The sequence below is a fragment of the Rhodanobacter lindaniclasticus genome, from assembly GCF_004799035.1.
GTDB lineage: Bacteria > Pseudomonadota > Gammaproteobacteria > Xanthomonadales > Rhodanobacteraceae > Rhodanobacter > Rhodanobacter lindaniclasticus.
On record NZ_MWIO01000020.1, the window covers coordinates 72,808 to 93,676 of the forward strand.

15 protein-coding genes and 1 pseudogene are annotated in these 20,869 nt (G+C 69.2%); 8 read left to right on the forward strand and 8 right to left on the reverse strand.

Annotated features, from left to right (window positions below; all coding sequences use genetic code 11):
• Position 1: 1 nt before the first annotated feature.
• The 5 genes from B1991_RS07310 to trxA all read right to left on the reverse strand — a co-directional run bounded on the left by B1991_RS07310 (position 2) and on the right by trxA (position 7,460).
• On the reverse strand, positions 2-2,233 hold the full coding sequence (locus tag B1991_RS07310; RefSeq protein ID WP_246031089.1) for an LTA synthase family protein: 2,232 nt from the start codon (positions 2,231-2,233) through the stop codon (positions 2-4).
• 59 nt (positions 2,234-2,292) lie between these two features.
• Positions 2,293-3,528, reverse strand: a complete 1,236-nt coding sequence (locus tag B1991_RS07315; protein WP_136258065.1) for a multifunctional CCA addition/repair protein — start codon at positions 3,526-3,528, stop codon at positions 2,293-2,295.
• A 55-nt stretch (positions 3,529-3,583) separates the two neighbouring features.
• Positions 3,584-4,951 (reverse strand): glutamate--cysteine ligase, encoded by a 1,368-nt coding sequence (locus B1991_RS07320; RefSeq protein WP_136258066.1) that lies wholly within the window; start codon positions 4,949-4,951, stop codon positions 3,584-3,586.
• 227 nt (positions 4,952-5,178) lie between these two features.
• The gene (gene rho / locus B1991_RS07325) at positions 5,179-6,945 is read right to left on the reverse strand and encodes a transcription termination factor Rho (protein WP_136258067.1); all 1,767 of its coding nucleotides are present in this window, start codon (positions 6,943-6,945) and stop codon (positions 5,179-5,181) included.
• Positions 6,946-7,133: 188 nt separating this feature from the next.
• The gene (trxA, locus tag B1991_RS07330) at positions 7,134-7,460 is read right to left on the reverse strand and encodes a thioredoxin TrxA (RefSeq protein WP_136258068.1); all 327 of its coding nucleotides are present in this window, start codon (positions 7,458-7,460) and stop codon (positions 7,134-7,136) included.
• 382 nt (positions 7,461-7,842) lie between these two features.
• Here trxA and B1991_RS07335 point away from each other — a divergent pair.
• The 6 genes and pseudogenes from B1991_RS07335 to rpoH all read left to right on the forward strand — a co-directional run bounded on the left by B1991_RS07335 (position 7,843) and on the right by rpoH (position 14,082).
• Positions 7,843-9,472: pseudogene (locus B1991_RS07335) on the forward strand (DEAD/DEAH box helicase).
• 224 nt (positions 9,473-9,696) lie between these two features.
• A complete protein-coding gene (ftsE, locus tag B1991_RS07340) occupies positions 9,697-10,374 on the forward strand; it encodes a cell division ATP-binding protein FtsE (protein ID WP_136258070.1) in 678 nt (225 codons plus the stop codon).
• Complete coding sequence (gene ftsX, locus B1991_RS07345) at positions 10,371-11,351, forward strand: permease-like cell division protein FtsX (protein WP_136258071.1); 981 nt, start codon at positions 10,371-10,373, stop codon at positions 11,349-11,351. Before ftsE ends, ftsX begins: the two co-directional genes overlap by 4 nt.
• A gap of 115 nt (positions 11,352-11,466) precedes the next feature.
• Positions 11,467-12,318, forward strand: coding sequence for a response regulator (locus B1991_RS07350; protein ID WP_136258072.1), 852 nt, complete (start codon positions 11,467-11,469; stop codon positions 12,316-12,318).
• Positions 12,315-13,049 carry a uracil-DNA glycosylase gene (gene ung, locus B1991_RS07355; protein ID WP_136258073.1) on the forward strand — a complete coding sequence of 245 codons (735 nt, stop codon included), beginning with the start codon at positions 12,315-12,317 and terminating at the stop codon, positions 13,047-13,049. The genes B1991_RS07350 and ung overlap by 4 nt, the downstream gene beginning before the upstream one ends.
• Positions 13,050-13,221: 172 nt before the next feature.
• Positions 13,222-14,082, forward strand: a complete 861-nt coding sequence (gene rpoH, locus B1991_RS07360; protein ID WP_136258074.1) for an RNA polymerase sigma factor RpoH — start codon at positions 13,222-13,224, stop codon at positions 14,080-14,082.
• 129 nt (positions 14,083-14,211) lie between these two features.
• Here rpoH and B1991_RS07365 read toward each other — a convergent pair whose 3' ends face one another.
• From B1991_RS07365 to B1991_RS07375, 3 genes are all read right to left on the reverse strand, one after another.
• Positions 14,212-15,498, reverse strand: a complete 1,287-nt coding sequence (locus tag B1991_RS07365; RefSeq protein ID WP_136258075.1) for an NAD(P)/FAD-dependent oxidoreductase — start codon at positions 15,496-15,498, stop codon at positions 14,212-14,214.
• 55 nt (positions 15,499-15,553) lie between these two features.
• The gene (locus B1991_RS07370) at positions 15,554-16,909 is read right to left on the reverse strand and encodes a S41 family peptidase (protein ID WP_136258076.1); all 1,356 of its coding nucleotides are present in this window, start codon (positions 16,907-16,909) and stop codon (positions 15,554-15,556) included.
• Positions 16,910-17,019: 110 nt separating this feature from the next.
• On the reverse strand, positions 17,020-18,192 hold the full coding sequence (locus tag B1991_RS07375) for a murein hydrolase activator EnvC family protein (RefSeq protein ID WP_136258077.1): 1,173 nt from the start codon (positions 18,190-18,192) through the stop codon (positions 17,020-17,022).
• 121 nt (positions 18,193-18,313) lie between these two features.
• Between B1991_RS07375 and B1991_RS07380 the strand changes: the two genes are divergently transcribed.
• Positions 18,314-19,087: an NRDE family protein gene (locus B1991_RS07380; RefSeq protein ID WP_136258078.1), complete on the forward strand. Its 774-nt coding sequence runs from the start codon at positions 18,314-18,316 to the stop codon at positions 19,085-19,087.
• 99 nt (positions 19,088-19,186) lie between these two features.
• A complete protein-coding gene (gene ligB, locus B1991_RS07385; protein ID WP_136258079.1) occupies positions 19,187-20,866 on the forward strand; it encodes an NAD-dependent DNA ligase LigB in 1,680 nt (559 codons plus the stop codon).
• Positions 20,867-20,869: the final 3 nt, after the last annotated feature.

Sequence of the window (20,869 nt, forward strand, 5' to 3'; positions counted from 1 at the left end):
GCTAGCCCGTGACTTGCGCGGCGGCCGTCGATGTGGCCGGCGCCGGCGCCGATGTGGCCGGCGCGGGCACCGACGCAGCAGGCGCAGGCACGGAGGCGGCCGGCGCCGGCAGCGGCTCCACCTTCGTCGAATCCTCCGGCCGCCGCCGCATCGCGCCGCTGGCGAACTGCTCGCTGGCCACCTGGTAATACGCCACCGCGTCGTCGATCAGCGATTGCCGCAGCGGCTGTGCCGGCGTGGCGTCGCCGGTAGCGTAGTCCGGCTTGAGCTGTTCCAGCCGGCGCCGCGGTTCCAGGATGGTGAGCACGTCGTCCTGCAGATAGCCGAGCTTTTCGTAGGTGCCGGGGAAAGCGTGTTCACGTTCCGGCGGCAGCGCGAACAGGTCGTGGCCGAAGAAGCGCGTGCGGTAGCTGAAATTGAGCATGCCCAGCAGGGTCGGCGGGATGTCCAGCTGGCCCATCAGCCGCTGCACGCGTTCGGGCTTGAAGTGTGCCGGCGCGTAGATCCACAGCGGGATGTGGTAGCGGTTGATCGGCAGGCTGGTCTTGCCCGCACTGGAGGCACAGTGATCGGCGGTGATCACGAACACGGTGTCGTCGAAATACGGCTTGGCGCGCGCACGTTTGATGAAATCGCCGATCGCCCAGTCGGTGTAGGCCACCGCGCCGGCGCGTGACTGGTTGGGAAACTTCACCCGGTTGTCGGGGAAGGTGTACGGCCGGTGGTTGGAGGTGGTCATGATGTGCAGGAAGAACGGCTTGCCCTGCGCGTGGATCTCGTCCATCTGGCCCAGCGCCAGCGTGTACAGATCCTCGTCGGCCACGCCCCATACGTTCTGGCCGTGGATGGTGGCGTCCTTGGGGATGTCGCGCCGATCCACGTCGCGGTAGCCGTTGTGGCCGAAGAAGTAGTTCATGTTGTCGAACTGGCCGTAGCCGCCGTAGACGAAGTCCGACTGGTAGCCGCGATCGTTGAAGATGCTCGCCAGCGAGAACAGGTCCTCGTTGTCGTGCTCGCGGATCAGCGAATCGCCCGGCGTCGGCGGCACGGACAGCGCCAGCGCCTCCAGCCCGCGCACCGTGCGCGTGCCGTTGGCGTAGAGGTTGTCGAAGAACACGCTGTGGTCGACCAGCGAATCAAGGTACGGGGTGAGTTGCTCCCGGTTGCCGAACGTGCCCAGGTAATCGCCGGACAGGCTTTCCACGCTGATCAGCACCACGTTGAGGTGCTTCTCCGGCCCCGCGTGGCGGATCGCGCGGGTGAGGTCGCGCGGGTCGTCGCTGATGAAGGTGGCATCCGGCGTCTGCAGCAGTTGGCGCAGTCGCGCATAGGCCTGGTCGTCGGGCAGGGTGCGGTAGAACTTGGCGTAGTCCAGATGCGAGGAGCGGAACGCGGCGAAGAACTGGTAGATGCCGTTGCCGGCCAGTTCGTCGACGTAGGTGTTGCCGGTGCGATCCTTCATGCCGCCGTTGACGGCGAACACGGAGACCACCGTCAGTGCCAGCCACAGCAGCACCAGCTTGCCGCGCTGCCACACCCGGCTGCCGCTGTCGCGCGCGCGCAGGCCACGGCGGCCGACGAAGAAGATCACCAGCGCCAGCACCACCAGCAGCGCCAGCCAGCGCCAGATCGGGTAGGACTCCCGGATGTTGCCGATCACCTCGGTGGTGTAGACCAGATAGTCCACCGCGATGAAGTTGAAGCGCACGCTGAACTCGTTCCAGAACACGAGTTCGGACGCGGCGATGAACAACAGGCCGTAGACCAGCAGCAGCCCGAAGCCGTACACCACCCACTGGCCGACGCGCGAGGTGTAGGTGAACCCCGCCAGCGGCAGCACGAACAGGAACGGCAGGATCGCCGGCCAGGTCACCTTGAGGCTGGCGTGGTAGATCAGGTGCAGGGCGCCGACACACAGCACGCAGGCGAGCGCCACGCAGAACGCATACAGCAGCCAGCGCAGCAGCGGCGGCGTGCGGCCCGAGCGGGTCGGCACCAGCCACAGCAGCAGCACCATCGGCCAGGCCAGGTAAACGAAGGTCACCAGGTCGTAGCCCAGCCCCATGCCGAACGCGTAGAGCAGATTCCGCGGCGTGTGCGGCACGTTGCTGCCGGACATCACCAGCAGCACCACGCGGGTGACGAAGCTGATCGCCAGGTAGGTGATGCCCAACCACCACAGCGGTCGGAAGCGCAGACGCAGCGGCGAAGGCGTGGTGAACAGGTCGGACACGGATGACTCCAGCGGGTTGGCCGATCCCCCGATCGGCAATCCGCTCTTTATACCGCGGATCAGCTTTGCGGATGCTTTGCCTTCACCGCGGCAATCGCGTCGATGCGTGCCGACATCATTGCCTGGCCGATCGCCGGGCCGGTCAGCCCGGCGGCAACGAAGCTGGCCGCGTCGATCGCCGCGGCGGCCGCACGGCAGGCGCGCAGATAGCCGGCCTGCGGGTAGACATCGAGCGCGTGTCCCGTGCGGCCGCGTTTGTCCGCCATGCAGGCGGCGAGGAAGGTATCCAGTCGTGCCGGGCGCCGCAGCGCATCCAGCGACGTCAGCAGCTTCAGCACCGTGGCTGGCTTGAGCTCGAAGGCGCGGTGCGCATTCAGGTGCTCCCGGCAAACCAGCTCTGCCAGCGCGGCATGTTCGGTGGGTACCTTCAGCCTTGCGGCCAGCGCGCGTAACGGTTTCACGCCGCGCTGCTCGTGGCCGATGTGGCGCGGCAGTTCGTGCGCCGGGGTCAGCGCCTTGCCCAGGTCATGGGTCAGCGCACAGAAGGCGACCAGGTCGTCGCCCGGCGCCAGCTGTGCGGACTGGTCCAGCACCAGTTCCAGGTGAACGCCGCTGTCGATTTCCGGGTGGAACTCGGCGCGCTGCGGCACGCCGTACAGCGCGTCGACCTCGGGAAACAGCACCGCCAGCGCACCGCAGGCGCGCAGCACGCGCAGGAACGCCGCGGGCTGCGCCTCGCCCAGTGCCTTGCGCGTCTCCGCCCAGACCCGCTCCGGCACCAGGTGATCGACCTCGCCGTCGCGCACCATCTGCAGCATCAGCGCCATCGTCTCCGGCGCCACCGTGAAACCCAGCGGAGCGAAGCGCGCCGCGAAGCGCGCCATCCGCAACACGCGCACCGGATCTTCGGCGAAGGCCGGCGATACATGCCGCAGCACCCGCGCGGCGATGTCGCGCACGCCGCCGAACGGGTCGGTCAGCACGCCGTGCGCATCCTCGGCAATCGCGTTGATGGTGAGGTCGCGCCGCGCCAGGTCCTGCTCCAGCGTCACGCTCGCATCGGCCTGGAACACGAAGCCGTGATAACCGCGCCCGCTCTTGCGCTCGGTGCGCGCCAGCGCATATTCCTCGCCCGTCTCCGGGTGCAGGAACACCGGGAAATCCTTGCCCACCGGCCGATAGCCGCGCGCCAGCAGGTCCTCGGGCAGCGCGCCGACCACCACGTAGTCGCGGTCGCCCGCCGCCCGCCCCAGCAATTTGTCGCGCACCGCGCCGCCGACCAGATAGGTTTGCATGCGCGGATGATGCCATGCCCGTCACGTCGTCATGGTCGGCTGCTGGGGGTGCTGCTCAGTACGCGAACTCCCGGAACACCGGATCCACGCTGCCGCCCCACGCGCCGTGGAACAGTTCGAGCTTGCGCTCGGCCGGGGTCTGGTTGGCCTGCACGATTTCGAGCAGGGGTTCGAGGAAGATGCTCTCGTCGGCGCCATTGCGGTTGAGGCGGGCGCGGCGCTTGAGGCCGTGGGCGGCGATCTGCAGGGCCTGCTCGGCAAGGTCGCGCACGCTGCCGCCGCGGAACGGCAGTTTCAGCGCGTGCTTCGGCACGCCGTCGCGCAGGGCGTGGCGCTCGGCGGTGCTGAAATCCTTGACCAGGTCCCAGGCCGCGTCCAGCGCCTGCTGGTCGTACAGCAGGCCGACCCAAAACGCGGGCAGGGCACACAGCCGGTTCCACGGGCCGCCGTCGGCGCCGCGCATCTCCAGGTACTGCTTCAGGCGCACCTCGGGGAAGGCAGTGGTGAGGTGGTCGGCGAAGTCCTTCATGGTGGCGTGAACGCCCGGCAGCGCGGGCAGCTCGCCGGCCATGAACTTCTTGAAGTCCTGCCCGGCGAGGTCGAGGTACTGGCCGTTCTGCAGGCTGAAGTACATCGGCACGCCGAGGATGTAGTCGACGTAGCGCTCGTAGCCGAAGCCGTCGGCGAAGACGAAGTCGAGCATGCCGGTGCGATCCGCATCGGTATCGGTCCAGATGTGCGAGCGATACGACAGATAGCCGTTCGGACGTCCCTCGGTGAACGGCGAATCGGCGAACAGCGCGGTGGCGATCGGCTGCAACGCCAGGCTGGTGCGGAACTTCTTCACCATGTCCGCTTCGGACGAGAAATCCAGGTTCACCTGCACGGTGCAGGTGCGCGTCATCATGTCCAGGCCCAGCGAGCCGACCTTGGGCATGTATTCGCGCATGATCTTGTAGCGGCCCTTGGGCATCCACGGCATCTCGTCGCGGCGCCACTTCGGCTGGAAGCCCATGCCGAGGAAGCCCAGCCCCATGCCGTCGGCGACCGAGCGCACGTCCTTCAGGTGCGAGTTCACCTCGGCGCAGGTCTGGTGGATGGTCTCCAGCATGGCGCCGGAGAGCTCCAGTTGCCCGGCCGGTTCCAGCGTGATGGAGGCGCCATTGCGCGACAGCGCCACCGGGTTCTCGCCTTCGCGCGCCACGTCCCAGCCGTAGCGGGTGGCCAGGGTCTCCAGCAGTACCTTGATGCCGCGATCGCCTTCGAAGGTGGGTGGGCGCAGGTCGTCGGTGCGAAAACCGAACTTCTCGTGCTCGGTGCCGATGCGCCAGGCCTCGCGTGGCTTCTCGCCAGCCGCCAGGTAATCGGCGAGCTGCTGGCGCCCCGCGATCGGGATGCTCTTGACGGCGCTGGGTATGGACACGGGTGAAGCCTCGCTGGAGGAGCCGACACTATGGGGGCGGCGCAAGGCGACGAAAAGGGGTGTCGTGGGATGCGGGGTCGGAGCTGCATTGGAGCAGCATCGCCCCGGTGCCGCCTTGAGCTGGATCAGATGGGCACAGGAGGAAAAACGGCGGCCTGTGGCCGCCGTTCCATTCGTTCCATTGCCGGGCGGAATCGCCGCATTCCGCGATTCCCGATTCCCTCCTGTCAGCGCTTCATCGAGTTGAAGAACTCGTCGTTGGACTTGGTGTTCTTCATCTTGTCGAGCATGAACTCCATCGCGGCCAGCTCGTCCATCGGGTGCAGCAGCTTGCGCAGGATCCAGATCTTGGCCAGCAGATCCGGATCGATCAGCAGGTCCTCGCGGCGGGTGCCGGAGCGGTTGATGTCGATGGCCGGGTAGACGCGCTTCTCGGAGATGCGGCGGGACAGGTGCACTTCCATGTTGCCGGTGCCCTTGAACTCCTCGTAGATCACCTCGTCCATCTTGGAGCCGGTTTCGATCAGCGCGGTGGCGATGATGGTCAGCGAGCCGCCTTCCTCGACGTTGCGCGCGGCGCCGAAGAAGCGCTTCGGGCGCTGCAGCGCGTTGGCGTCCACGCCGCCGGTGAGCACCTTGCCGGAGCTGGGCACCACGGTGTTGTAGGCGCGGGCGAGGCGGGTGATCGAGTCGAGCAGGATCACCACGTCCTTCTTGTGCTCGACCAGGCGCTTGGCGCGCTCGATCACCATCTCGGCGACCTGCACGTGGCGCACGGCCGGCTCGTCGAAGGTCGAGCTGATCACCTCGGCGCGCACGGTGCGGGCGATCTCGGTGACTTCCTCCGGCCGCTCGTCGACCAGCAGGATCATCACGTGCGCTTCGGGATGGTTGTAGGTGATCGCCTGGGCGACGTTCTGCAACATCATCGTCTTGCCGGACTTCGGCTGCGACACGATCAGGCCGCGCTGGCCCTTGCCGATCGGCGCGATCAGGTCGAGGATGCGGCCGGTGATGTCCTCGCTGGAACCGTTGCCGCGTTCCAGCTTGAACGCCTTGCGCGGGAACAGCGGGGTGAGGTTCTCGAACAGCATCTTGTTCTTGGAGGCTTCCGGCGGGTCGCCGTTGATCGTCTCCACGCGAAGCATGGCGAAGTAGCGCTCGCCCTCCTTCGGATGCCGCACGCGGCCGGTGATGTAGTCGCCGGTGCGCAGGTTGAAGCGGCGGATCTGGCTGGGGCTGACGTAGATGTCGTCGGGGCCGGCCAGGTAGCTCTCGTCGGCCGAGCGCATGAAGCCGAAGCCGTCCTGCAGGATTTCCAGCACGCCTTCGGCCCAGATGCCGCCGCCGGAGCGGGCGTGCGCCTTGAGCACGTTGAAGATCACGTCCTGCTTGCGGGCGCGGGCGATGCCTTCGTGCAGGCCCAGCGACTCGGCGAACTCCAGCAGCTGCGGCGCTTTCATGCGCTTGAGCTCGGTGAGGTTGATCAGGCGGGTGTCGCTGCCCGGATCGGCATTGTCGTCGTCCATCGGCAGGCCGTTCGGGTTCGGGCGCTGGTGGCGCTCGCCCTGCGGGCGCTGCTGGTTGTTGCGCTCGCCGCGCTCATTGCGGCGGCGCCGGCCGCGGCCCTCGCGACCTTCACGGGGGCCGTTCTGGCCCTGGTTGGAACCCTGGCCCTGGTTCTGGCCCTGGTTCGGGTTGGCATTGGGGTTGGCGGCGGATTCCGGGTTCGCCGGTGCGCCGGCCGGTGGGGCCGCCGCTTCCGTCATCGCCGGGGCAGGCGCCGGAGCCGGTGCGGTGGGTGCCGGCTGTTCGCTGGCGGGCGCCTTGTCGGCCGCGACGGCCTTGGCGCTGGCGCCGTCGTCGGTGGTCGCAGCGGATTTCGCAGCGGCCCGGCGCGGCGCGCGGGCACGGGGCTCGGGCTTGCCTTCGTTCACGGTGCTGGCATCGGCGCCCCGGGTTTCGGGCGGAGTCTGGTTATCGGTATCGGACACGGGCAATCCTCGCGGGGCGCCGTTGAGTTGCAGGAGGGAGGGTGTGCGTCGCGCGGAGGGCGCAAGGGGACAGGACTGTCCCGACGGACGCAGTTCAATCTAGCACCCGCGATGGGGCGGCGTAAAGCGGGGCAGGCCTGCCGGACGAAGTCGGGCAGGCTGCGACGGGCGGGTGGCTTGCAGGAAAGTCAGATGGCCTTGTCGATCATCTGGGTCAGCTGGCCCTTGCTGACGGCGCCGATCTGGGTCGCCTCGACCTTGCCGTTCTTGAACACCATCAGGGTCGGGATGCCGCGCACGCCGTAGGTGCGCGGGGTCTGCTGGTTCTGGTCGATGTTGACCTTGACCACGCGCAACTTGCCTTCGTACTGCTGGGCCAGCTCGTCCAGCATCGGCGCGATGGCCTTGCACGGGCCGCACCATTCGGCCCAGAAATCCAGCAGCACGGGGGTTTCGGATTTGAGCACCTGCTGTTCGAAGGCGTCGTCGTTCACGTGGGTAATCAGGTCGCTCACCGGGGATCTCCGTGGCTGGGGGGTACGCAAAAACTGCGGGCAGAAAACAATGGGGTGGCCGGGGCCACAATACAAGGAGTGGCGTCATCGGCTACACTCAGGCGCCCACGAAGCATGGGTTGGGCTGAGAGGGAGGCGGGCCGGCACGGCCAGCGTCCATTCCAGCGCAACCCCGGGCACGATTCAAGAGCGGTCCTTGCAGACCGCTTCGGGCCGCCGTCAAAACCGGCGTCGCACGCCGCGGCGCGACCTTGTCGACCCCGGGATTGCACGCTTCACTGCGCCACGCGCACCCGTCCTGCACCGTTTCGCGCCGATCAGCGGCCGCCGAGACGGGTGCAGCGCATTACGCCGCCCAAGGCAAGGTTCCCAAGTTCCCCATATGTCCCAAACCGTACTCACCGATACCTTTTTCACCAACTTCGATCTTCATCCGCTGCTGCAGCAGGGCCTGGACGACAGCGGTTTCACCCGCTGCACGCCGATCCAGGAAATGACCCTGGCGCCGGCACTGGCCGGCCGCGACGTCGCCGGCCAGGCGCAGACCGGTACCGGCAAGACCTGCGCCTTCCTGGTCGCGCTGATGAACCGCTTGCTGACCACCCCGGCCGTGGCCGACCGCAAGGATTCGGACCCGCGCGCCCTGATCATCGCGCCGACCCGCGAGCTGGCCATCCAGATCGACAAGGATGCCCAGGCGATCGGCCGCCACACCGGCCTGAAGACCGCGCTGATCTACGGCGGCGTCGACTACGACAAGCAGCGCCAGCAGCTGAAGGACGGCTGCGACATCATCATCGCCACGCCGGGCCGCATGCTCGACTACCACAAGCAGGGCGTGTTCAGCCTCAACAGCGTCGAGGTGATGGTGATCGACGAGGCCGACCGCATGTTCGACCTCGGCTTCATCAAGGACGTGCGCTTCATCTTCCGCCGGTTGCCGCCGCGCGAGCAGCGCCAGGTGCTGCTGTTCTCCGCCACCCTGAGCCACCGCGTGCTGGAGCTGGCCTACGAGCACATGCACGAGGCCGAGAAGCTGGTGGTGGAGAGCGATCACGTCACCGCCGACAAGGTGCGCCAGGTCGTCTACTTCCCGGCCAAGGAAGAGAAGATGCCGCTGCTGCTCAACCTGATCGACCAGCACAAGCCCACGCGCAGCATCATCTTCGTCAACACCAAGGCCGCCGCCGAGCGTGTCACCGAGCGCGTGAAGCGCCATGGTTGCCGCGTCGGCGCGATCTCCGGCGACGTGCCGCAGCTGAAGCGGCAGAAGCTGCTGCAGCGTTTCCAGGATGGCCAGCTCGACATCCTGGTGGCCACCGACGTGGCCGCGCGCGGCCTGCACATCCCGCACGTCAGCCACGTGTTCAACTACGACCTGCCGCACGAAGCCGAGGATTACGTGCACCGCATCGGCCGCACCGCGCGGCTCGGCGCCGAGGGCGACGCGATCAGCTTCGCCTGCGACCTGTATGCGATGAGCCTGCCGGACATCGAGGCCTATATCGGCCAGAGCATTCCGGTGGCGTCGATCGACCCCGCCTGGCTGGTGATGCCCAAGCCGCACGCCGTCGACGCCGAGTTTGCCGCGAACGCGGCGGCCGACAGCGCGGCGTTCGGCGACGTGGTCGCGCCGCGGCCCGGCGAGAAGCCGCGGCGTGCCGGCGGCAGTCGCCATGGTGGCCGTGACGGCGAGCGCGGCGCATCGAGGCCGCGGCGCGAGCACAAGCCGGCCGTGGCGGAAGCGCCGGCCGCGGCAGCACCGGTCGCCGACACCGCAGCAGCCACCGACAACGCCGAAGGCACACGCAAGCCGCGTCGCCGTCGCGGCGGACGCAACCGCCGCCGCGATGGTGCGCCGGTCGCCGGCGCCGAGGCGACCACGCCGACGCAGGCAGCGCCTTCGGGTCACCACGGCGGTCGCGGCGAACGCCGTCCGCCGCGCGAACGCACGGCGGGCGAAGCCTCCGCTGCCGTCCACCACGCCCGCCCGTCGCGCCAGGTGGCGGTGACCTCCGGCAAGCCTGTCGTGCATGCGCATCCGGACAAGCCCGGCCTGTTCCGTCGGCTGACTCGGCTGTTCACCGGCAAGTAACCGCGCACGCTCCGCATCGATGCCGCCGACCCTCGCGCGGCGTCGACGAGACGCATTCGGCGACGCCGGCGGCCGCACCTGGTTGCCGGCTTCCCTTATCCTTGGGGTTGGCATGACCACATCCAGGCGCGGGGAGCGGCGGTGATCCAGTTCGATCAAGTCAGCAAACGCTACGAAGGAGGACACGAGGCGCTGTCGCAGCTGTCCTTCGAGGTGCCCGACGGCGAGATGGCGTTCGTCACCGGCCACTCCGGCGCCGGCAAGAGCACCTTGCTCAAGCTGCTCGGGCTGATCGAGCGCCCGTCGCACGGCTCGATCAGCATGGACGGCAAGAAGCTGTCGAAGATCCGCGCCAGCGGCGTGCCGAAATGGCGCCGGCGGGTCGGCATGGTGTTCCAGGACCATCGGCTGCTGATGGACCGCACGGTGTTCGCCAACGTGGAGCTGCCGCTGGTGATCGGCGCGGTGGCGCGTGCCGAGCGCGCCCGCCGCGTGCGCGCGGCGCTGGAAAAGGTCGGCCTGCTTGCCTACGAACGGCAGCTGCCGGCCACGCTGTCTGCCGGCGAGCAGCAGCGCGTGGGCATCGCCCGCGCGATCGTGGCGCGGCCGGCACTGCTGATCGCCGACGAGCCCACCGGCAATCTCGACCCGCAGCTGGCGCTGGAGATCATGGCGCTGTTTGCCGAATTCCAGCAGGTCGGCACCACCGTGCTGGTGGCCAGCCACGACCTGCCGCTGATCAAGCGCATGAAGAAACGCGTGATCGTGCTCGATCACGGCCGGCTGGTGGCCGACCTGGCCGCGCAGGAGGTGTTGTGAACAGGACACCCGAGCAGCACGCCGCGCCCGCCGACTCGCCGGCGCGCAACGAACACAGCCGCGGCCGGCGCTTCGCCAGCTGGCGCGAGCACCATGGCTGGAGCGCCGCGGCGAGCCTGCGCCGCCTCGCCGCGCGCCCGCTGGGCAGCGTGCTGACGATCGCCGTGATGGGCCTGGCGCTGGCCTTGCCGCTGGCGTTCTATCTGCTGCTGGGTAACGTGCAGCGGCTGGGCGATGCGCTGGGCCGGAACCCGGCGATCAGCGTGTTCCTGAAGACGGACCAAAGCGCGCAGCAGGCGCAGCTGCTGGCCAGCGACCTGGGCGCGCGCGCCGAAGTGGCTTCGGTGGCGATCAAGACGCCGCAGCAGGGCATGGACGAGCTGGCGAAGATGCAAGGTTTCTCCGGCGCGTTGCAGGCGCTCGGCGACAACCCGCTGCCCTACGTGCTGCAACTGCAGCCGCGCGACGGCGCCAGCGCCGCGGCGCTCGAACAACTGGTGGCCGACGTGCGCGCGATGCGCAGCGTCGAGCTGGTGCAGGACAGTGGCCACTGGCGCCAGCGACTGGAAGCGCTGCTGGACGTGGGCAATCGCATCGTGCTGATCGTCGCCTCGCTGCTGGCGCTGGCCGCCCTGCTGGTGGTGGGCAACACGGTGCGGGTGGACATCGCCAGCCGCAGCGAGGAGATCGGCGTGCTGCTGCTGGTCGGCGCCGGCAAGGCGTTCGTGCGTCGGCCTTATCTGTATGCGGGAATCTGGTACGGCCTGTTCAGCGGCATCCTCGCCGCCGCGCTGGCGGTGGCGATCGAGCTGGCACTGGCGCGGCCGGTGGCGCGGCTGAGTGCGGCGTACGATGGCCAGTTGCAGGTGGGCGGGTTGCCGGCCTGGCTGCTGCTGGCCGTGCCGCTGGCGGCCGCGTTGCTGGGCTGGCTCGGCGCGCGCCTGGTCAGCGCCTGGCAACTGCGCACGGTGGCGTGATGGCGCGGCGCGGCGGTGACGTGAATCGCAGCCTGCGGCGCCCCGCTTCGGGCATCATCGACGGATCGAGGTGCGCTCTTCGGCACGGATCGCGGATCAGTCGGGTGAGTGAGGCATGAGTACAAACATCAGCGGTCGTCTGCTGACCGAGGCGCCGCGCGTGCTGGTGGTCGACGGTTCGCGCGTGGTGCGCAAGTTGATCGGGCGCGTGCTGAACGAGGAGCTGCCGGGTGTCGAGGTGGTCGGTTGCGACACCGGCGCGGAGGCGCAGCAGGTGCTCGGCGAGGGCGCCTTCGACTTCGTCACCATCGCGCTGCGCCTGCCGGACATGGACGGGCTGGAGCTGGCCAAGGTGGTGCGTGAATCGGCGGCGCAGGCCTACGTGCCGATCGTGGTGGTGTCCGGCGACGTGGACGCGCGCCTGTACCGGCGTTCGCTGGGCGAGCACGTCACCGACTACTTCGACAAGGCGCTGGGTTTCCAGGCGCTGGCCGAGTTCATCCGCGGCTACGTCAGCCCGCAGGTCAGCGCCGAGGGCAGCGTGCTTTACGTGGAGGACAGCCGCGTGGTGGCGCTGGCCACCCGCCGCATGCTGGAGAAGATCGGCCTGACCGTGCGCCACGTGGTCAGCGTGGAGGATGCGATCGCCCTGCTGGAAGCCGACCGCGCGCTGGGCTGGATCGGCGCCGACGTGGTGCTGACCGACGTCAGCCTGAAAGGCGAGCTGACCGGCGGCGACCTGCTCGAGCACATCCGCAACGTGTTCGGCTACGGCAAGGGCCGCCTGCCGGTGCTGGTGATGACCGGCGACGAGAATCCGGCCAACCAGACCGCGCTGATCCGCGCCGGTGCCAACGATCTGGTGGAGAAGCCGGTCGAGGAAAAATTGCTGATCACCAAGCTGCTGTTCCAGTTGCGCGTGGCGCGCCACCTGCGCGAGCGCGAGCAGGCCGACCAGGACGCATGAGCGGGCATCCGGTCAGGCTGGAGCCGTCGTGGAAAGCGCGCATCGGCGATTACCTGCTGCGGCCCGAGATGCAGGCGCTGGCGCAATTCCTGCGCGCGGAGAAGCAGGCGGGGAAACGCATTTATCCGCCCGGGCCGGAGATCTTCGCGGCCTTCGAGCACACGCCGTTCGAGGCGGTACGGGTGGTGATCCTGGGCCAGGATCCCTATCACGGCCCCGGTCAAGCCCATGGCCTGTGCTTCTCGGTGCGTCCCGGCGTGCGGGTACCGCCGTCGCTGGAGAACATCTTCAAGGAGATCCAGCGCGACCTCGGCATCGCGCGCCCCGACCACGGCTGCCTCACGCCGTGGGCCGATCGCGGCGTGCTGTTGCTCAACAGCGTGTTGACGGTGGAAGAGGGCCACGCCGGTGCGCACGCGAACCGCGGCTGGGAAGGCTTCACCGATGCGGCGATCGATGCGTTGAACCGCGAGCGCGAGGGTCTGGTGTTCCTGCTGTGGGGTTCGTATGCACAGCGCAAGGGACAACTGATCGACAGCCGCAAGCATTGCGTGCTGAAAAGCGTGCACCCCTCGCCGCTGTCGGCGCACCGCGGCTTCCTCGGCTGCGGGCATTTCGCCGCTGCCAACCGCTATCTGCAGGACCGCGGCGAGCCGCCGATCGACTGGTCGCTGCCACCCCGCAGTGCCCTGCAGGCCGAACTGGCGGGCGCCGGCGGCCGCGGGGCTTGAACCCCGCCGCCGCTGGTCGCATGGGAATGGGGAGGCGGCTGGACAATCCGGCGAGATATCTGTACTATTCAGTTCATTAAGGCCCGGACTCCTTCCGGATCGAACCAATGCGCGGTTTAGCACTCTAATGACCTGAGTGCTAAACTTTGACGTCTTGCAGGAGGTTTCACCCATGTCCCAAGCCCTGGTGACCGCCAACTTCCCCTTGCCCAGCGTGGTCGGCAGCCTGGATGCCTACATCTCCGCGGTGCACCGCATCCCGGTGCTCAGCGTGGAAGAGGAGCAGGCGCTCTCGCGCGACTATCTGCAGCAGGAAAACCTGGACGCGGCCAAGAAGCTGGTGATGTCGCACCTGCGTTTCGTGGTGCACGTGGCGCGCGGCTATTCCGGTTACGGCCTGCAGCTTGCCGACCTGATCCAGGAAGGCAACATCGGCCTGATGAAGGCGGTCAAGCGCTTCGACCCGGACATGGGCGTGCGCCTGGTCAGCTTCGCCGTGCACTGGATTCGCGCCGAGATGCACGAATTCATCCTGAAGAACTGGCGCATCGTGAAGGTCGCCACCACCAAGGCGCAGCGCAAGCTGTTTTTCAACCTGCGCAAGAGCAAGAAGCGCCTGGGCTGGATGAACGCCGCCGAGGTGAGCACGGTGGCGAAGGATCTCGGCGTGCCCGAGGCGACCGTGCGCGAGATGGAATCCCGACTGTCCGGTCGCGACGTGGGCTTCGAGGCGCCGGTGGATGCCGACGACGACGCCAAGCCGGCACCCGCCGCGTTCCTGATCGACCACGGCGCCGACCCGTACGAGAACGTGGCCGACGAGGACCAGGCCGACAACCAGCTGCAGACGCTGACCGATGCGCTGGGGCACCTGGATGCCCGCTCGCGCGACATCATCCAGCGCCGCTGGCTGGACGACGGGAACAAGGCCACGCTGCAGGATCTGGCCGACGAGTACGGCGTCTCCGCCGAGCGCATCCGCCAGGTCGAAGCCAACGCGATGAAGAAGATGCGCGCGTTGTTCGCGATGTAATGTGAGTCCCTCACAAGAGCCCGCGCATCCATGTGCGGACTTCCGGAACGAGCGGCGGTGTTGGCCTTGCTGCGCGGAGTTCCGGCAACGGCATCGACGGCCCGGGAAACCGGGCCGTTTTGCATGGGCTCAGTCGTCGCGCGGCGGCGCCGTACCGCTGACGATGCGGGCCTGGCGCTGGTGCGTCCAGTAGGCCCAGGCCCAGTCCAGCATCACCGCCAGGCGGTTGCGGAAGCCGATCAGAAAATAGATGTGGACCAGCAGCCAGACGATCCACGCCGGCAGCCCGGACAGCCGCAACTTGCCGAACTGCGCCACCGCTGCCATGCGGCCGATGGTGGCCAGCGAGCCGGCGTCGCGGTAGCGGAACGGTGGCTGCGGCCGGTCGTCGCCATGCAGCTGGCGCGCGATCATGGCACCCACATACTCGCCCATCTGCTTGGCCGCCGGCGCCACGCCGGGTACCGGCGAGCCATCCGGCCGGACCACGCTGGCGAGATCGCCGATGACGAAAACGCCGGCGTGTCCAGGCACTCCGAGATCCTCGTCGACGCGTACGCGGCCGGCCTTGTCCAGCGGCGCGCCGAGCATGGTACCCACCGACGAGGCGGCCACGCCCGCGGCCCACAGCACGGTGCGTGCCGGCAGGCGACGCTCGCCGAGGTTCACCCCCGCCGCGTCGATCGCCGTCACCGGCGCGCCGGTGTGCACCTGCACGCCGAGGCGTTCGAGCTGGCGGCGCGCCTTGTCCGAAAGCACCGGGTCATAGCCGGCCAGCAATCGCGGCCCGGCCTCGACCAGCCGCACGCTGGCGCTGCGCGAATCGAAATGGCGGAACTCCCCGCGCAGCGTGTGCCGCGCCAGTTCGATCAGCGTGCCGGCCAGTTCCACGCCGGTGGAACCGCCGCCGACCACGACGAAATTCAGCCACGCCTGGCGGCGCTCCGGGTCGTCTTCGCGCTCGGCCTGTTCGAACGCCAGCAGCACCCGGCGACGAATCGACTGCGCGTCATCGAGCGTCTTCAGCGCCGGCGCGAACGGCGCCCATTCGTCGTGGCCGAAGTAGGCGTGGGTGGCGCCGGTGGCGATCACCAGCCAGTCGTAGTCGAGCCAGCGGGAGCCGCAGTCCACCCGACGGGCGGCCAGATCGACCGCAGTCACCTCCTCCATCAGCACGGTGAGGTTGCGCTGCCGCCGCAGGATGTGCCGCAGCGGCGCGGCGATCGAGGTGGCAGACAGGCTGGCGGTGGCGACCTGGTAAAGCAGCGGCTGGAACAGGTGGTGGTTGCGGCGATCGACCAGGGTGATCTGCGCGTCTGCGCCGGCCAGCCGCCGCGCGGCACTCAAGCCGCCGAAGCCGCCGCCGAGGATCAGGACGCGGGGCCTGCCCGCATCGGCAACAGGTGGATCGCTCATCGCCGCAGCATGCGCGCCGTGTCGTGCACGCCGCGTCGACCGCGCCGGCGCCGGCTCACGGTTGCCGCGTCGCCGGCATGCGCAGGGCCATGCCCTTGAGCACGTTCAACGCCTGGGCCAGGGCGTAATCGCTGGTGGCCAGCTTGGCGTCGGCGGCGCTGCCGTCGTCGTCGATGTCGGTGCTGACCGAAGCCTTCTCGTTGGCGAGGTGGTTGGGCAGGTCCGCCTCGGAACTGATCAGCACCGGCGGGTGGTCGGCCTGGCTCACCGCGAGGTCGGCCAGCGCGATGTCCGGCTTGATCCCCTCCGCCTGGATCGAGGTGCCGTTGGGCGTGTAGTAGCGCGCGGTGGTGATCTTCACCGCGTGGTCGGCGTCCAGCGGCAGCACGGTCTGCACCACGCCCTTGCCGAAGCTGCGCTGGCCCATGGTCAGCGCGCGGTGGTTGTCCTTCAGCGCGCCGGAGACGATCTCGGCGGCCGAGGCGGTGCCGTGGTTGGTCAGCACGATCATCGGCGCGCCGTCCAGCTGGTCGCCGGGGCGCGCACTGAAGCTCATGTTGGCGTCGGGCAGCCGCCCGCGCGTGGTCACGATGACGCCGCTGTCGAGGAAGTCGTCGCTGACGCCTACCGCCGCAGTGAGCAGGCCGCCGGGGTTGTTGCGCAGATCCAGCACCGCGCCCTTCTGCGGGCCGTTCTTTGCGATCAGTTCGCCCAGCTTCTTCTGCAGGTCGGCGGCGGTGTCGTCCTGGAACTGGCTGATGCGGATGTAGGCATAGCCGGGCTCCAGCTCGCGCAGCCTGACGCTGCTGACCGAGATCAGCTCGCGCACCAGCGGCATGTCGATCAGCTTGTCGCTGCCCTCGTGCATGATGGTGAGGGTGATCCTGCTGCCTGGCTTGCCGCGCAGTTGCTGGAACATCTCGTTGACGTTCTGCGGGTCGACCAGCTTGCCGTTGATCTTGACGATGCTGTCGCCCGACCTGATGCCGGCGCGCGCGGCCGGCGTGTCGTCGATCGGCGAGACGATCTTGAGTCCGCCGTCGACCTGCAGCACCTCGATGCCCAGGCCGCTGTACTGGCCGGAGGTGTCTTCGCTCAGTTGCTGCAGGCCCTCCTTGTCGAGGTATTCGCTGTGCGGGTCGAGCCCGGCCAGCATGCCGGTGATGGCCGCCTTCATCAGGGTCTTGTTGTCGACCTTCTCGACGTAGGCTTGGCGCACCAGTTCGTAGACGCGGCTGAAATTGCGGATGTCCTGCAGGTCCACCGGATCCGCCGCTGCGGTGCTGCCGGCGCGTGCCGGTTCGCTCGTGCTGGCGGCGCTGGCGGGAGCGGTCTGCGCCTGGCTGGCGCCAGCCGCCAGCAGCAACAGGAAGGCCGCGCAGGTGGCCGCTCGACGGTGGGAACAAGGCATGCAGTTGACTCCGCTCGACGGGAAGACGGCGCGCCGTGGCGCCGCCAGAGTATGGCAGGAGGTGGGACCGCCGGATCGCGCAACAATTCACCGGGCGCGAGGTTGCCGCCTCAACCGTGCTTGCGCAGCCAGCCGGCCGGGTCCACCGGCTGGCCGCCCTTGCGCAGCTCGAAGTACACGCCGGTGTTGACGCCGGTGACCGCGCTGGCGGTGCCGATTGCCTCGCCGGCCTCGACCTCGTCGCCGACGCCGTGCAGCAGGCTTTCGTTGTTGCCGTACATGCTCATCCAGCCGTTGCCGTGGTTGAGGATGAGCAGCATGCCGTAGCCGCGCAGGAAGCCGGCGTAGACCACCCGCCCGCGCGCCACCGCGTGCACCTCGCTGCCGGCGGCGGCCTTGATCAGCACGCCGTTGCCGAACGGGTTTACCGCGCCGCTGGCCGGCCACGGCAGCTTGCCGCGGATGTTCGCCGAGCGCGACGGCGGCGGCTGGCCGCGTTGCGGCGCGGCGGCCTCGTCGATGGCCTTCTGCAACTTGTCGAGCAGCTGGTTGAGCGATTGCGCGTTCTGTTTCATCGCGGCCAGGCGTTGCGCCTGGTCCTTGTACTTCGCATCGGTTGCCGCGGCCAGCTTCTGCCGCGCCGCACGCTGCCGGGCCAGTTGCTTCGCCTGCTCTTCGCGCTCGGCCCTGGTCGCCTGCAGCGCCTGCTGTTGCGCGGCGATCGAGCTCTCCAGCTCCTGCAGGCGGGCCAGGTCGCCCATCAGTTTCTCCACGCGCTGCACGCGGTCGCGCTGGAAATACTGCGAGTAGACCAGCGCGCGGGCGATCTGCGCCACGTCTTCGTCGCCGAGCAGCAGGCGCAGGTCCGAGCCGTGGCCCAGGGCGTAGGTGGCGCGCAGCAGGTCGGCGATCGCGGCGCGCTGGTGCTGCAGCTCGCGTTGCAGCGTGTCGCGTTGCTGCTGCAGCTCGTCGAGCTGCTTCTGTCCCGCCGCCAGCGCGGCATCGGTCTCGCGCACGGCCCTGGCCGCGGCGGCCAGGGCGTTGGCCTGCTTCGCCAGTTCCGCGTTGACGCTGTCGCGCCTGGCCGCGGTGTCGGCCTGTTCGGCGGCCAGCGCCTCCATCTTGCGGCGCAGGTCGGCCAGCTTCTGCTTCGCGGCAGCCTGCTCGGTGCGGCTGCCGTTCTGGCCGACGGGCGAGGCGGGCGCGGCATACGCCATGCCGAGGCAGGCGACGATGAGCAGCGCGCCGAGCACGCGGCGGATCGAACGGGATGGATTGCGCATCGGCCGATTATCACCGAGCCCGCCGCATCGGGCGAGCGCGCCGGCGGCGGTGCTATGTTGGCGCGATATCCGCGGCGCCACGGAGCGGCGCCGGCAAAACGTCGAGAGAGGATGTGGTTGCATGTGCGTGATCGCCTTTGCCTGGCAAGTCCACCCGCGCTGGCGCCTGTTGCTGGCCGGCAATCGGGATGAGTTCCACCCCCGCCCCAGCGCCGCGTTGACGCGCTGGGAAGATGCGCCGATCATCGCCGGCCGTGATCTGCAGGCCGGCGGCAGCTGGCTCGGCGTGTCCGATGCGGGGTGTTGCGCGGTGGTGACCAACGTGCGCGATCCACGCGATCCGCGGAACGGCGCCTCGCGCGGTCTGCTCGTGAGTGACTACCTGGTCGGCGCGGAGGACGCCCGTGCGCATGCGGATCGACTGCTGCAGGTAGCCGCCGACTATCGCCCGTTCAACCTGCTCACCTTCGATGCGCAGGCGGCGTTCTATCTCGGCAATCGACCGGAGCCGCAGGCGCAGGCGGTCACGCCCGGCGTGCACGGCCTCTCCAACGCCGACTTCAATACGCCGTGGCCGAAGACGCGCGCGTTGATGCAGCGCCTGCAGCGCTGGATCGACAACGGCGACGACACCGACTTCGCCACGCTGTTCGCCGCGCTGGCCGACGAGCAGCTGGCGCCGGACGAGCAGTTGCCGGATACCGGTGTCGGCCTCGAGCTGGAGCGCCGGCTGTCCAGCGCCTTCATCCGCGGCGCCGATTACGGCACCCGTGCCAGCACCGTGGTGGCGATCGACCATGACGGCGCCGGCGTGATTGCCGAGCGTCGCTTCGGCCCCGAAGCGCGTTACCTGGGCGAGACCTTGCTGCGCTTCGGCAGCCTTTCGCTGGCCTGAGCCGGCTGCGTCCGCCTACGCCGCCCGGCGGCGCGGCCGGCTGGGCGGGTGGCCGGACGGCGGGCAGGCTGGTCCCCGGTTCGAGCCAGGGGGATGGGCATGCGCAAGGGATGGCTTCTGCTGGCGGCGATCACGCCGCTCGCCCACGGGGTACGCGCAAGTTGCCCGGACTGGCCGCCCGCGCGGGCGCGACAGGAGTTGCTGGCGCTGCACGATCGCCTCGACGGCTGGAACCACGCCTATCGCGTCGAGGGCGCCTCGCCGGTGGACGACGCGGTGTACGACCAGGCCTTGCAGCGGTTCGAGCAATGGCGGCGCTGCTTTCCCGCGCAGGCGCCGGCCACGCCGCGCCATCTGGGCGATGCCGGCGGGCGGGTCACTTCGCCGGTGGCGCAGACCGGCCTGGCCAAGCTGCCCGATGCCGCGGCGCTGGCGCAGTGGATGCACGCGCGCGGTGATCAGGATCTGTGGGTGCAACCGAAGGCGGACGGCGTCGCGGTCACCCTGCTCTACGTCGATGGCCGCCTGCGCCAGGCCAGCAGCCGCGGCGACGGCTTGCACGGTTCGGACTGGACCGCGCAGGCGCAGCGCATCGCCGCGATTCCCAAGCGGCTGCCGCACGCGCCGGCCCGCGTGGTGCTGCAGGGCGAGCTGGTCTGGCGCCTGCCCGGCCACATGCAGGCCACGGCAGGCGGCCTCAATGCGCGCTCGGCGGTGGCCGCGGCGATGGCGCGTGACGAGCTCGGCGATGCGGCCGCGCACATCGGGCTGTTCGTGTGGGATTGGCCCAGCGGCCCGCCCGACATGCCGGCGCGGCTGGCCGGCCTGCAGGCGATGGGCCTGGCCGACAGCGTGCGCTACACGCAGCCGGTGGCCTCGCTGGCCGAGGTCGAGCGCTGGCGTGAGCAGTGGTATCGCCACGCGATGCCGTTCGCGGCCGATGGCACCGTCGTGCGCCAGGGCCGGCGCCCCGCCGCCGCGAGCTGGCGCGCCGCGCCGCCGGAGTGGGCGGTGGCGTGGAAGTATCCGGCCGCTTCCGCGCTGGCCGAGGTACGCGCGGTGGAATTCACCGTCGGTCGCAGCGGCCGCATCACGCCGGTGCTGCAACTGGAACCGGTGCAACTGGACGACCATCGCGTGCAGCGCGTCAGCGTGGGTTCGCTCGAGCGCTGGCGCGAACTCGACATTCGCCCCGGCGACCAGGTCGAGGTGGTGCTCGCCGGGCTGACCATCCCGCGCCTGCAGTCGGTGGCCTGGCGCACGCAGCAGCGGGCACCGGTGACGCCGCCGGACCCGCGTGCGCACGGGCCGCTGACCTGCTGGCAGGCCACGCCGGGTTGCGAGCGACAGTTCCTCGCACGGCTGGTGTGGCTCGGTGGCCACCACGGATTGCAGCTGGAAGGATTGGGCGAGGGCACCTGGCAGGCGCTGGTCGACGCCGGCCTGGTGCGTCATCTGCTGGACTGGATGAACCTCACGCCGCAGCAGCTGGCCGCCGTGCCCGGTCTCGGTGCGAATCGCGCGGCGACGTTGGCGCAGGTGTTTGGCAGTGCGCGCGAGCGTCCGTTCGCGCGCTGGCTGCAGGCGCTGGGCGTGCCGGCCCGGCAGGCGAGCGGGATGGCCGACTGGTCGACGCTGGAGGCGCGCGGAGCAGACGATTGGCAGGCGCGGGAGGGCATCGGCGCCGGCCGCGCGAACCAGCTGGTGGCGTTCTTCGATTGCGCCGAGGTTCGCGAACAGGCCGCGCGACTGCATGCCGCCGGCATGCCGGGCTTCTGAGGC

Coding starts and splice junctions, on each gene's coding strand:
- B1991_RS07315 (WP_136258065.1), bottom strand. CDS start 3,528: ATGCAAACCTATCTGGTCGGCGGCGCGGTGCGCGACAAATTGCTGGGG.
- B1991_RS07350 (WP_136258072.1), top strand. CDS start 11,467: ATGAGTACAAACATCAGCGGTCGTCTGCTGACCGAGGCGCCGCGCGTG.
- ung (WP_136258073.1), top strand. CDS start 12,315: ATGAGCGGGCATCCGGTCAGGCTGGAGCCGTCGTGGAAAGCGCGCATC.
- rpoH (WP_136258074.1), top strand. CDS start 13,222: ATGTCCCAAGCCCTGGTGACCGCCAACTTCCCCTTGCCCAGCGTGGTC.
- B1991_RS07365 (WP_136258075.1), bottom strand. CDS start 15,498: ATGAGCGATCCACCTGTTGCCGATGCGGGCAGGCCCCGCGTCCTGATC.
- B1991_RS07370 (WP_136258076.1), bottom strand. CDS start 16,909: ATGCCTTGTTCCCACCGTCGAGCGGCCACCTGCGCGGCCTTCCTGTTG.
- B1991_RS07375 (WP_136258077.1), bottom strand. CDS start 18,192: ATGCGCAATCCATCCCGTTCGATCCGCCGCGTGCTCGGCGCGCTGCTC.
- B1991_RS07380 (WP_136258078.1), top strand. CDS start 18,314: ATGTGCGTGATCGCCTTTGCCTGGCAAGTCCACCCGCGCTGGCGCCTG.
- ligB (WP_136258079.1), top strand. CDS start 19,187: ATGCGCAAGGGATGGCTTCTGCTGGCGGCGATCACGCCGCTCGCCCAC.